The sequence below is a fragment of the Aminobacter sp. MDW-2 genome (genome assembly GCF_014250155.1).
Lineage (GTDB): Bacteria > Pseudomonadota > Alphaproteobacteria > Rhizobiales > Rhizobiaceae > Aminobacter > Aminobacter ciceronei.
In genome coordinates this window covers 185,510-198,938 of sequence record NZ_CP060198.1, presented here as the reverse complement: position 1 = coordinate 198,938, position 13,429 = coordinate 185,510, and the positions used below count along the sequence as shown (strand labels likewise).

Sequence of the window (13,429 nt, the reverse complement as noted above, 5' to 3'; positions counted from 1 at the left end):
CAGGGCGGGGTGAACCGCCCCGTCCTTGCTCGCGCTACTTGATGGCCTGCAGCTTTTCGATCGCGGCGGTGAAGCCCGCCAGCGACACCGGGATCGCCACCGCCTTGCGCGTGACCGATTCCATGCCAACGTTCAGATTGGTGCCTGCCTTCATTGCCGTGATCAATTCCGGCGTCAGCGGTGCCGCGGCATAGGCGCCGTTCTGGTCGCTCGTCTGAATCGCGACGGTCACCTTCTCACCCTGGTCGATCTGGTAGGACGCGCCGGAGGGCAGGAACAGGCCGTGCGGCAGCGCAAGCAGCATGGCCAGGCCGCCTTTGTCGTTTTCCTTGCGAATAGTGACCGTCAACACGCGTTGACCTGTCTTCGACTCGGTCAGGTTCTGCGACACCTGGCATTGTAGTTCGTTGATCGTCGCACCGCTGGCGCAGTTGACCGCCCAGGGGTTGGCGTCGGCCGGCTTGGCTTCGACTGGCTTGGCTTCCTGCGCAAACGCGCTGCCGGCAAACAACAGTCCGATTGCGGCGGCCATCATGTTGATGATGCGACCTGGCTTTGTTGTTCGCGTGAACGTGGAGCGCATATTGCTTGCCTTTTCTGGGAAATCGACTTGGTGAACTGCGCGAAACTTATGCGCAAACAATCATATTAGGTGTTGCTTGACGGCAACATCTTTGTTTTTTGTGTGTGTACACGCGTTGGTAGCAAAGACTCCTCTTGCAAGTGCCGGGCATTGGCAGATCAATCGCAGCAACCAAGAACGCCCCCCTTGGATGGATGATCTATGCATTCGCGTTTGTTCCTGCCCGGAAACGCAAGACAAGCAGTGTCTAATGTACCGCCCGCGACCGCGACGCAAGTTTCGGTCGAGTATAGGCTGTCGCGCAGCGCTCGGGGCTTGTTGCGGACGTCCGCCCTATCAACGATCGCGTTGGCCTTGTCGGGCATGGCGGCCTTTGCCGAGGAAGGCGGGCTGTGGCAGCCGCAAGTGCGCGCCATCATCGGCGCCAACAATGACGGCGCCACCGCGGCGCTCGAAGGTTTCGTTCCGCTCAAGCAGACGGCCGAATCGGTCCTGTTCCTCGATGTCAGGGCCAAGCACGACTTCGAGGACGGTTTTGGCCAGGACTTCGGCATCGGCATCCGCCGGATCGTCAATCCGGACCTGATGCTTGGCGGCTATGCCTACATCAACACCCAGCGACAGGACGGACACCAGTTCACCGGCGCCACGCTGGGTCTCGAAGCGATTACGACCAATTTCGACGCGCATGTGAACGTCTTCCTGCCGATCAGCGGAGACCGGGCAGAACAATCGACCAGATCCAGTCTGTCGATGGTCGGCAACCAACTGCTCGAGCAGATATCGGTCATCGACCGGCGCAATTATGCCGCATGGGGCATCGAGGGTGAGATCGGCGCGCAGGTGCCGGTCGAGCTGCCCGAGAACCATGCGCTTCGGCTCTCCATCGGCGCCTACCATTTCGGCGACCCCGACGGCGACGACGACGGCATCACCGGCGGCAAGGCCGGCTTCGAATATCAGATCGGCGACGTCTTCGGCAGCGGCGCGTCCCTCGCCTTCGCCGGCGAGGTGCGCAACGACAATCGCGACGATACGCAGTTCGCCGGCAGCGTCAGGCTGACGATCCCGTTCAATCCGGGGGGCGAGGCCCAGGGTGACGCCGAGGGACCGGAGCCGGTCCATGCGGTCGGCGAAGGCTTGCGCAAGCGGGTCAACGAGCGCGTCCGCGGTGACATCGGTGTCCGTATCGAGGGTGGCGAAAAGCTCGTCGGCTCGTCGACGCGGGTGGCGATAAACGCCGCCACGGGCACGGCGTTCGGCAAATTCTTCTTCGCCGACGGCGCCAACACGCTCGGCCTCGGTACGTTAGGCGATCCTACGACCCTGGATGATGCCGTCACTGATGCGGGCGCCAACGGTTTTGTCGTCGTGCTTGGCGGCAGCGGCAACCTGCTGACGGCGGGCGTGACACTGGCCAACGGCCAGACGGTCATCGGCGGTGGTGAGAGCGTCACCGCCCAGCTGTTCGGCGGCGGCACCGGTTCCTACAATCTCGGCGGCAGCAACGGCACTATCGCCGGCACAAACGCCGGCAACAACGTCATTACGCTCGGCAACGGCAACACGCTCCGGGGCATCACCATCACAGGCGGTGCCGACGGCATCTTCGGCAACAACGTCAACGGCGCCACCCTGACCAGCGTGACCGTGAGCGGCGCCGGCGGCCATGGCGCCAACTTCACCGGCACGTCGACCGGCATCAAGGGTTCCAACTTCACCTCGACCGGCAATGGCCTCGATGGCCTGCACATCGTAGGCAACGGCACCTACAATTTCACCGGCACCACGCTGCTGCAGGACAATGGCGACGATGGCCTGGATATATCAGGCCAGGGCACCTACAGCTTCGCCATCCTGAATGCGCAGGACAATGCGGACGCCGGCATCTACGTCGCCGGCACCTCCGTTGCGGGCAGCTTCACAACCACAGGCGGCACCGTTTCGGGCAATGGCGGCATCGCCGTCTTCATCGACCCGATCACGGCCCATGTGACCCTGAATTCGATCAGCCATACCGGCGGCACGTCGGGCGTGGTGCTCGACAACCTCGCCGGCAGCTTCACCGTCACCGGCCAGACGACGATCTCGAACACGTCTGGCCCGGCGATCGACATCGTCAATTCGCCGGCGTCGATCCGTTTCGGCGACATCAGCATCACCAATCCGGGCGGCGACGGCATCTCCTTTGCCGGCGTCAATGCCGCTGTCGTTGCCGGCAACATCGTCATTTCGGGTCTGGGCCTCGGCACCGGTCTCGATCTCTCCGGCAGCAAGACGAATTTCACCGCCCAGTCGGTCGACATCACAGGTACCGGCGCCGGATCGATCGGCATCGATCTGGCCCAGACCGTCGGCGGCTCGACGATCGTCATCACCAATGGCGGCGTCATTGCCAATGTCGGCACCGGCGTCCGCCTCGGCATCTCCGGCTCGCTGGTCAATTCTGCAAATGCCCAGTTCACATTCGGCGGCGGCTCGATCTCGGGCGTCACTGCGTCGCTCGACGCGCGCGGCCTCAACCAGACGCTCGGTAGCTATGCCTTTGGATCGACGACCTTCGTCGGGCCGCAGCTCTTCGACGCCCAGAATCTGATCTTCGTCGGCGCCTCGGCCACCGGTTCGGGCACAGGCTCGTCGCTGCTGGACCTGGCCTCGATCGCCACCGCCGATGCCAACACCGACGGCACGGCGATCTTCGTGCTGGTCAATCGTGGCACGGACATCAACGACGCCGACGGCTTCTCGCTCAGTGCCGGCCAGACGCTTGCTTCCTTCGGCAACGGACGACAGTTCTCGCTCGGCGGCGTGCCGATCAACGTGACCGGCGCCAACGTCCAGCACAGCACCACCATATCGGACGCCGGCGGCGCCGCGACGCTAACAAACACCGGTGGCGGCGACACGGTCACATTGGCCAACAACACGTCGCTGCTCGACTTCAACTTGTCCAATGCAGGCGGCGGCAACGGCATCTATGGCAACAACGTCACCAACGTCGCACTGACGGGGCTGACGATTTCGGGTGCCGACCTCAATGGTGTACTGCTCGCGGGTGCCAGCAGTGTCACGGGTTCCAACCTGACGTCGTCGGGCAATGGCGGTGCCGGTCTCTCGCTCCAGGGTGGTGGCACCTACGCCTTTACCGGCACGACCACGCTTACCGGCAATACGGGTAGTGGATTGCTGATCGGCAGTGGCTCCGGCAGCTACAGTTTCGACACGCTCAACGCGACGGGCAACGGCTCCAGCGGCGTCGTTGCCACCGGCTCGTCGGCGGGTCTGCTGACGATCGACGGCGGAACCATCTCCGGCAACGCATCTTCCGGTTTCGACGCCACAGGCCTCGGCCTCGATGTCACGCTGAGCAGCCTGAGCCAGACCGGTGGCGCGACCGGCATCAACCTCAACGGCGTTTCCGGAAGCTTCGCCGTTTCCGGCACGACGACGATTTCCAACACCACCAGCCACGGTATCTCGATCGTCAGCAGCTCGGCGATGGTCGGCTTCGCGGGCGCAGTCACGATCAGCAATGCCGGCGGAAGCGGCATCCTGCTCGACGGCAACTCGGGCGCAGTCAGCTTCGCCGACGTGGCGATCAGCCAGCCAAGCGCCAATGGCATCGACGTCCAGGGCGTCAACGGAACGATCAGTTTCCAGAACATCGACGTTACCGGCGTCTCGGCTACCGGAACAGGGCTCGACCTGTCGGGCAGCAGCTCGACCTTCACGGCAACGACGCTCGATATTGCCGGAACCGGCGGCACCTCGACGGGTATCGACCTCTCCGGCACCTCGGGCGGCACCGTCACTATCGGCAGCGGCGTTATTTCGGGCGTCGGCACCGGTGTCCAGATGGGCCCCAATGGGGCGATCGGCGCGACTGCGAACATCACTTTCTCGTTTGGCGGCGGCTCGATCACCGGCTCTGTCGCCTCGCTCGATATGCGCGGGCTTCTAGCCGGCAGTGGCACCTATGCCTTCGGCACGACCGCTCTGGTCGGTCCGCAACTGTTCGACACGGCCAATCTGATTTTCGTCGGATCGTCCAACACCGGTTCGGGCACCGGTTCGAGCGTCAACGACCTCATCAACGCCGCCGCCGCCGACGACCTGACTACTGACGCCAACACGATCTTTGTCTTCGTCAAGTCTTCGGCACTCGATCTCATCAACACCGACGCCGATGGCTTCACGCTTGCCAACGGCCAGTCGGTGGTGTCCTTCGCCAATGGCGCGACGGTCGACCTGGGAGCGCCGCCTGCCAACGTCACCGGCGCCAATGTCGTCACCGGCGCGACCCAGGTGGATCCCTTCGGCCATGGTGGCGCGGTTCTCAACAACGCTGCCGGCAGCGCCATCAACCTCGCCAATGGCAACCTCGTCCAGAACCTCACCGTCAGCAATGGCGGCTCGGGTGCTGCCATCGACGGGACGAGCATCTCGGGCCTCAATGTTGCCGGCGTCACGATCGCCAGCGCTGTTACCGGACTCGACCTGACGGGTGCTGCTGGCGCGATCGGCGTGCAGAATCTTGCCATCCAGTCTGCCCAGACCGGCATCCTGCTGGCCAACACGGCTGCCACCGTTACCTTCACCGGCGCCAATACGATCGGCAGCGTCAGTGGCACCGCGCTGTCGTTCAACAATTACAGCGGCACGGCGACCTTCGCCAATCTCGACATTTCGGGCGCATTCACCGGTATCAGCATCGCCGGCGGCTCCACCGGCACGATGAGCTTCGACGCGGCGAGCTCGATTGCCAACAGTGCGGGCATGGCGTTCAACATAGATAGCTCGACGCCCGACCTGACCTATGACGGCACCATCAACCACAGCAGCGCGGCAAGCGCTGTGCGCGTCAGCTCCATGACCGGAGGCAGCGCGACATTCGGAGGTGCAATCACCGCCAGTACCGGCGTGGCCAATGCCATCGACCTCACCAGCAATGCCGGCGGCACGATCAATTTCACTGGTGCCCTCAGCCTGACCACGGATGGCGGCTTCGGTTTCAGGGCCATCGATGGCGGCACGGTGTCGGTGACGGCGGCCGGCAACACCATCAGCACCGGCGCCGGCGTGACGGAACGCGGCATCCAGCTCGGCGGCACCGGCCTGACGATTGGCACTGGCGGAATCAGTTTCGCCAGCGTGACCGTCGACGGCTCCGGTGGCACAGTGCCGACCGGCATCCTCATCGAGAACACCAGCGGCGGCAACGTCACCTTCGGTACCGTCAACATCAGCCGTGCCATGGGCGACGCCATCCGGCTGACAAATGTTCAGAGCGGCACCTATACCTTTGGTGGTACGACCACCATCGCAATGGTTGGCGGAACGGGTCCGGGCTTCGCCGTCCAGGGCAGTGCCGCCACCATCAACGTCAACAACCTGGTCACGTCCAATGTCGCCGGCGCCGACGTCAGCCTGACCAACAACACCGGTACGATCTCGATCGGCGGTACCATCACCAATGGCGGCTCCGGCGACGGCGTCGTCGTTTCGGGCGGCAGCGCTGCGATCACCATCGGAGCCTCGATCTCGAGCTCGGCCGTCCTGGGGGGCAATGCCGTCAAGATCGACGGCATCACAGGCGGCTCGGTTGCGTTCACCGGTCCTGTCACCTCGACCAGCTTCGGCAACCTGTTGACCATCGGCGCGACGACTGCGCCGACCGGCGGCACGATCAGCTTCACCGGCTCGGCGCTGACCGCGAGCGGCGGCGGAACGGTGACGATGGCCGGGCTCGGCACCGGTGCGACCTTCAACGCCAGCGCGCCGCTGTCGATTTCCAACACAACCGGGACCGGCTTGCTGGTGACCAATGTCGCCGGCAGCGCCACTTTCGATTCCGTCACGGTCAGTGACGCCGCGACCGGCATCGGTCTCGGCAACAACACCGGCACCGTTGCATTCGGCGCTACCAGTGTGACCAACGTAGGGCTGGGCCAGACCGGTGTCAGCGTGTCCGGGACCAATGCGGGTACGGTGTCCTTCGCCAGCCTCGGCATCGCCATGTCCGGCAATGGTGCTACCGGCATCAGCTTCGCCAATGCGGTGATGAACGGGAACTTCACCGCCACTGACTTCGACCTGAGCAGCGACAGTTCGCTCGGCACGACGGCAGTGGATTTGTCCAACACCACCGGCACGGGTACCATCCAGCTCGGCGACGCGGGCGCGCCCGGCAACACGACCGCTGCCACCATCGGCGGCAGCGGGAACGGACCGGCGATCGGCTTTCAATTCACCAGCACGACGGCCGTCAACTTCATTTATGGCGATGGCGAGGGGTCAGTCGACAAGCTGTCGACGGTGAAGGCCGTCGACATCATGGCCTCGACTGGCGCCTTCCCCGTCGCCGGAACTTACAATTTCAAGGACGTCGACGGCGCCAATGGCGGTTTCGTCGGCGATATCTCGGAGGCGCAAGGGCCGACGGTCTATTACGTCGACCAGAACGGCACCGGCAACGGCACGGCAGCAAATCCGGGATCTATCGAGGGCGCGGAAGCCTCGGGCGCCGACGTCATCGTCTTCATCGACACGTCGGTAAACGGCACCAGCGACTTCATCGACATGATGCTGGCGCAGCAGGTCGGTGCCGGCAACAACACCTTCAACCTGGCCGATGGCCAGGTGGTGATCGGACTTAAGGCAGGCGAATCCATCGACACGGCGCCGCTCGGCGCCGTCGGCGGTGGCCTTGGCAATGCCTTCAGCTTCAGCGGCATCAGCTCGTCGACGATCATCGATGCACCCAGCGGCATCGACACCGTGCTTCCGACGTTGACCACCGCCAACGGCAACACGATCAGCTTCACCGGCACGGCGAGCATCGACAACGTCATTATCGCCAACACCGGTGCCTCAGGCATCGGCATCCAGGGCAGCGACATCACCAAGTTGATGCTCAGCCGCGCCATGATCGCTGGTGGCGGTGGTGGCGCGCTGTCGCTGACCGACGGTGTTGCCAATGGCGAGATCGCGCTGTCGGACCTGATCCTGTCGGCGACCGGCGGCAACATCGGCGTCGTCGATGGTGCGGTGGGGGCGGGAGTCCTGAAGGTCAGTGCCTTCTCCGACGTCACGCTGCTGGGCAACAATGGCGAAGTCGGCGGCTTCATTCTTGGGGGCGTGGTCTTTGACGCCAACGCGGCGACCGCCGGCATCGACCAGGTCGATGGCGGTGCCTTCGTCGCCGGCACCGCGGCCAACCGTGTTGGCGGCTTTGGTCTTTTGCTGGACGATACGATCTCCGGCAATCTGAAGTTCGACACGACGAACATTGCCGTCCAGCAGGCAACGAACGTGCTCTTTGGCGGCAATGTCGCACTCGGCATCTACGCCAACGCTCTCGACGGTTCCGGAAGCACGCTTGATTTCGGCACGGCGACGGTCGACATCGCGGGCGGCGGAACGGCCGGCAGCTTCTTCAACGGCGCGTATCTGCTGGTCAACAGCACCAACAAGATTGGCTTCTCCGGCGCCACCAGCTTCACCGGCACGAACGGTGTCGGCGGCATCTCCGCCAACAGCGCGGCAGCCACTGGCGGCGAGCTGTTCTTCGCCAGCGCCAGCAACGCGTTCAATGTCAATGGTCCGGCACTGGACGTCTCGAATGTTGCGCTCACCAATGGTGCTGCGGGCCCGGCACAGTTCGGTTCTATCAATGTGACCGGCGGCCAGAACGGCATCAAGCTGCTTAACCTGATCGCCTCGCCGACGGTCCAGTTCAACGGCCCGGTCACCATCGCCAATACCACGGTCAACGCAATCCAGCTCGACAACGTCACCAACGGCGTTTCGGTGACCTTCGCCGGGACCGTCGGGATCACCAATGCCGGCCAGGGCGGCGTCAAGTGGCAGCGCTCCGCCGGCAGTACCGATACGCTGACTTTCGCCGGTGGTCTCGACATCCAGAACAATGCTGGGGTCGGCTTCAATGCCACCTACGGCAATGTCGTGCTGTCGGGTGCTGCGACCAGAAACATCGCCACGACGAATGGGCGTGCGCTGGTCATCAACGGCGCCAATTTCAGCAACGGTGCTGCCGGCGCGGCCGAGTTCAACAATGTCAGCGCCAACGGCTATCTCAGCGGTGGCGGCATTGACATCAATGCCGGCTCCGGCGCCGTCCGCTTCGGCGGGACGGTGACCCTGTCACCGGATGCCGCCACGGTCGGAACCGCCTACGGCATCAGCATCGGTGGCGGCACGACGGGCACCTACACCTTCGCCGGTTCGACCACCATCACAGGCGGGGCCGACGACAATGGCGTCTACATCAGGAACACCGGCGCCGGGCTGACCGTCGACTTTACCGGGCCGCTGAACGTCACCACCGGCATGAATGCCGTCGACCTCAACGACACGACAGGCAATCTGGCGGTCTCGATCCAGCACGCATCGAGCAGCCTGACCTCCACGAACGCGGCTGGGACGGCATTCCTGGCCGTTGGCGGCAGCGGAACGATCAGCAGCGCCGCATCGATCTCGAGCGTCGGTCTCGGTGCGTCGATCACCGGTCGTTCGGGTGGAACCGTCACCATCTCAGGCAACATCACCCAGGCGCTGCGCGGCGTCGAGGTCAATGGCGGCAGCGGCGGCAGCGTCGTCTTCTCCGGCACGCAGAAGACCCTCAACACTGGCACCTTCAACGCCGTGCGTGTGTTCTCGCCGACGGCGGTCAGCTTCATCAATGGCGGCCTCGACATCGACACCACGACGGGCACCGGCATCAGTGTCAACGGCACCGGCGGCACCGCGAGCGTCGCCGTCTCCGGCGCGGGCAACACGATCAACACCGGATCCGGCACGGGTGTCACCGTCACCGGCGGCGTCGGTGCAGTCGCTGTCGACATCAATTCGGCGATCGCCTCGACGAGCGGTCTGGCGGCCAATGTCCAGGGCGTCACGTCGGGCACGGTTACGCTGTCGGGCGATCTGAACGCGGCCGGTATCGCCGCGAACAGCAACAGCGGCGGCACCATCGACTTCTCGGGCGCGACGAAGATCCTGACCTCTGGCATCGCGAACGCCGTCAACCTGACCAACAATGCCGGCGCGACGATCAATTTCAGCAATGGCGGGCTGGCGATCAGTGCCACCAGCGGCAGCGGCTTCAGCGCCAGCGGCGGCGGCACCATCAGTGTCGGCACCGGCGTCAACGCAAACACGATCACCACGACGACTGGCACGGCTCTGAGCCTCGACGGCGCCACCGTCGGCGCGGCAGGCCTGAATTTTGCGACGGTTTCAGCGAACGGCGCGGCCACGGGCATTGTGCTGAACAATGTAAGTTCGAGCGGCGGTGGCGCCATCGCGCTGGGCACCGTCAACCTCCAGGGCATCACCGTCCGTGGTGTCGACATCTCCGGCACGCTGGGGACTGCGGTCTCCTTCAACGACCTGGACATCGGCCTGAACGGCTCGGCGGTTGCCTTCGACCTCAATGGCGCCACCATCAACGCCGCTGTCACGGCCAACGACTTCGACGTGACCAATTCGGGCGCGGCGGGCACCTCGATCGGCGTCGACCTGCGCGGTGCCATAGGCGGCCAGACCGTGCGGCTCGGCGATGCCGTCGTCGGCGGCAACAGCTCGAGCATTGCAGGCGTCAATACCGGTATCTACCTCAACAGCTCGACCAACCTTGCCTTCACCTATGGCGACGGCGAGTCTGCCACCGACAAGCTGTCGACGATCGGCGCCAATGTGGCGATCGACGCCAGCAGCGCGCCGGTCGCCGGCAGCTACGACTTCCAGGACGTCGACTTCCAGGCGAGCCCTGGCCTCGGCTTCGGCATCGGCAAGGTCTATTTCGTGGATTCGGACGGCGCCATCGGCGGCGGCAACGGGTCGGGCATCGACGGCGCCAACCCGATGACGCTGGCAGAGGCCGAGGCGGTCGCGGGCGTTAACGACATCATCGTCCTGATCAACAACGGTAGCGTCATCACGGCTGCCGGCACCAACGCCGACAACACGCTCAATCTTGCTGCCGGCACGCAGGTGCGCGGCTTCGGCAATGGTGCGATCAACCTGGCGATGACGGTGCCGAGCACGATCCAGCTCGCCAGCAACACAATCTCCATCGCCGCCGTCGGTAGCGGTGCGGCGACGCTTACCAGCAGCGCCGGCAGCAACGTCATCACGCTGGGCGCCAGCGGCAACATCATCGACGGCTTCATCCTCGACGGCAGCCCGGCGGGTGCGGCGCGCGGTATCAAGGACAATGGCGGCGGCGCTTCCGGCACCGCGGTGACCAACATGACGATCAGGAACTTCCTGACCGCTGGTATCGAGATCACGCCTTCGTCCAGCACGACGATCAACAACGTCGTGTTCTCGGACAACGGGTCCGACGCGATCCTCAACGCCTCGAACACCACCATCACCAATGTGACAAGTAGCGGCGCGACAGGCATCGCGCTCGACATCCGCAACGCCAGCGGCACGACGACGCTCGGCAACATCTCGATCACCGGCGCTGGTACCGGCGGCATCTCCTTCGGCGGCGTCTCCGGCCCGGCCGGCACGATCACCGCCACCAACGTCGACATCGGCGGCGCCAACGCCCTTGCCATAACCGGCGGCAATGCCGCGATCAGCTTCGATGCCGCAAGCTCCATCGCCAACAGCTCGGGCACGGCGGTGACGATCGCCAACCGCACCGGCGGCAGCTTCAGCTTCGCTGGCTCGGTCGTGGCAAATGGCGCGGCGAGCGGCATCAGCGTCTCGGGCGCCACGGCGGCAAGCGCGGTGAGCTTCACCGGAACCGTCGACCTCGGCACCACGACCGCCATGACCGGCACTGCCGTTGCCATCAACAACAATGGCCAGGCCTCCACGGTGACCTTCGCCAACCTCGACGTCGTCTCCAGCGGCACGACCGGCTTCTCGGTCAGCAATGGCGGCACGGTCAACGTCACCACCGGCACGATCGCCGCCACCTCGGCGCAGGCCGTGTCGCTCAGCGGCGTCGCCGCCACCGCCACCTTCACCACGGTCACCTCGACCGGCGGCACCAACAATGTCGGCCTGACCAACGTCACCGGCACGGTCAATCTGGGCACGGGCACGCTGTCCGGAGCTGGGGGAGTGGCGTTCCTCGTCGGCGGCGGATCTGCCAATGTCGACTATGCCGGCACCATCGCCAAGACGACGGCCGGCAATGTCGTCAGCATCGCCGGCCGCACCGGCGGCACGCTGACCCTGTCCGGCAGCCTCAGCGCGACGGGCGGTGTGGCCAATGGCATCTCGGTCAGCGGCAACAGCGGTGGCATGATCAACTTCTCGGGTTCGACCAAGACCCTGACGACGGGCGCAAACACGGCAGTCAGCCTCGCCAGCAACACCGGCACGACCATCAATTTCACCGGTGGCGGATTGGCCATCTCCACGACGTCAGGCGCCGGTTTCAGTGCCACGGGCGGCGGCACGTTCAGCGTCCAGGGCTCGAATAACACGATCGCTTCGACGACCGGCACGGCGCTCACCGTCACCAGCACGACCATCGGCGCAAATGACCTGACCTTCCGCAGCATTTCGTCCAACGGTGCCGCCAACGGCATCGTGCTCAACACCACGGGTGCTCTTGGCGGCCTGACGGTGACCGGCGACGGCGGCGGCAGCAACAACGGCTCAGGCGGTATCATCCAGAATTCGAGCGGAGACGGCATCAGCCTGAACAACACCGCGCAGGTGCGGCTCGCCCGGATGAACATCACCAACAACCTTGGCAGCGGCATCGGTGGTTCCACGATCAACGGGCTGCTGATCGAGCGGTTCAACATCAGCGGCAACGGCAATGACGCTGGGACCGACGAATCCGGCATCAATGTTTACGAGCTGACCGGCACCCCATTTGGTGGCACGAACGACACCGGAATCATCGACTCGGTGATCAGCAACAACCACGAGTTCGAAATCCAGATAACGAACACGGCCGGCACGCTCAGCGATTTCCGTCTGACCAACAACACCATCAGCAGCAACGGCCCGGTCGGCGGAGCCCATGGCAATCTCGTCAACTTCCTGGGCCTGGGCACGGCCAACATGACGCTGAATGCGAGTGGCGGCAGCTACACCGGCGCCGCGCCGGACACGGCGACGGGTCTGCATATCGACCATTCGGGCACCGGTGGGTTGATGACGGCCAACGTCAATGGCGGCACGTTCACCAACAACAACGTCGCCGTGAGCGTGTCGTCGGCAAATGGCGGCAATCTCGATTTCGACATCAATGGCGTCACCGCCACCGGCAATCGTGCACATGGTCTCAATCTTTTTGTTGGTGCGTCGAGCACAGGAGCGGTTACCGGAACCTTCCGCAACAACATCATCGGCACGGCAGGTGTCACAGGATCGGGTGCCGATCTCGGCTTCGGTATTCGTGTCCAGAACGAGGGCAGTACCACAACTGCAAATGCGGTTACGGTATTGATCGAAAATAACACAGTGCGCGAACTTGCCAATTTCGCGGCGATCAATGTCAACCAGGGCATCGTCGGCCAGGCGTTTACCCGCACCCAGAACGTCACGGTCCGGAACAACATTATTTCCGATGTAGACAACAGTCGCGGCATCACCATCCAGCAGAACAACAGCACGGCCCCAGGCATCATGAACGCGACCATTCATGGCAACACGTTTGCCAATGTCGCTGGCCAAGCCGGCGACGGGACCGAGATCCGGCTTCGCCAGCTGGCTGGTGGAACGTTCAATCTGGTTCAGCTCAGCGCGGCTGATCTCGCAACGCTGAACGGGCTCACCCTGGCGGATCTTAGCATTGGAGGGACAATCACCTTCGGGGCGGCGCCACCACCGCTGCCTTGACCGGCA

2 protein-coding genes are annotated in these 13,429 nt (G+C 64.2%); one reads left to right on the top strand and one right to left on the bottom strand.

Translation table 11 applies throughout. The features are described 5' to 3' along the window. Positions 1–34: 34 nt before the first annotated feature. Positions 35–583, bottom strand: a complete 549-nt coding sequence (locus H5P29_RS29600; RefSeq protein ID WP_154384414.1) for an invasion associated locus B family protein — start codon at positions 581–583, stop codon at positions 35–37. A gap of 363 nt (positions 584–946) precedes the next feature. Here H5P29_RS29600 and H5P29_RS29595 point away from each other — a divergent pair, with 363 nt between their 5' ends. Continuing rightward, positions 947–13,423 carry a hypothetical protein gene (locus H5P29_RS29595; protein WP_246670714.1) on the top strand — a complete coding sequence of 4,159 codons (12,477 nt, stop codon included), beginning with the start codon at positions 947–949 and terminating at the stop codon, positions 13,421–13,423. Positions 13,424–13,429: the final 6 nt, after the last annotated feature.

What these genes read in the sequence shown, in the direction of transcription:
- H5P29_RS29600 (WP_154384414.1), bottom strand. Translation starts at nt 583, where the DNA reads ATGCGCTCCACGTTCACGCGAACAACAAAGCCAGGTCGCATCATCAAC.
- H5P29_RS29595 (WP_246670714.1), top strand. Translation starts at nt 947, where the DNA reads ATGGCGGCCTTTGCCGAGGAAGGCGGGCTGTGGCAGCCGCAAGTGCGC.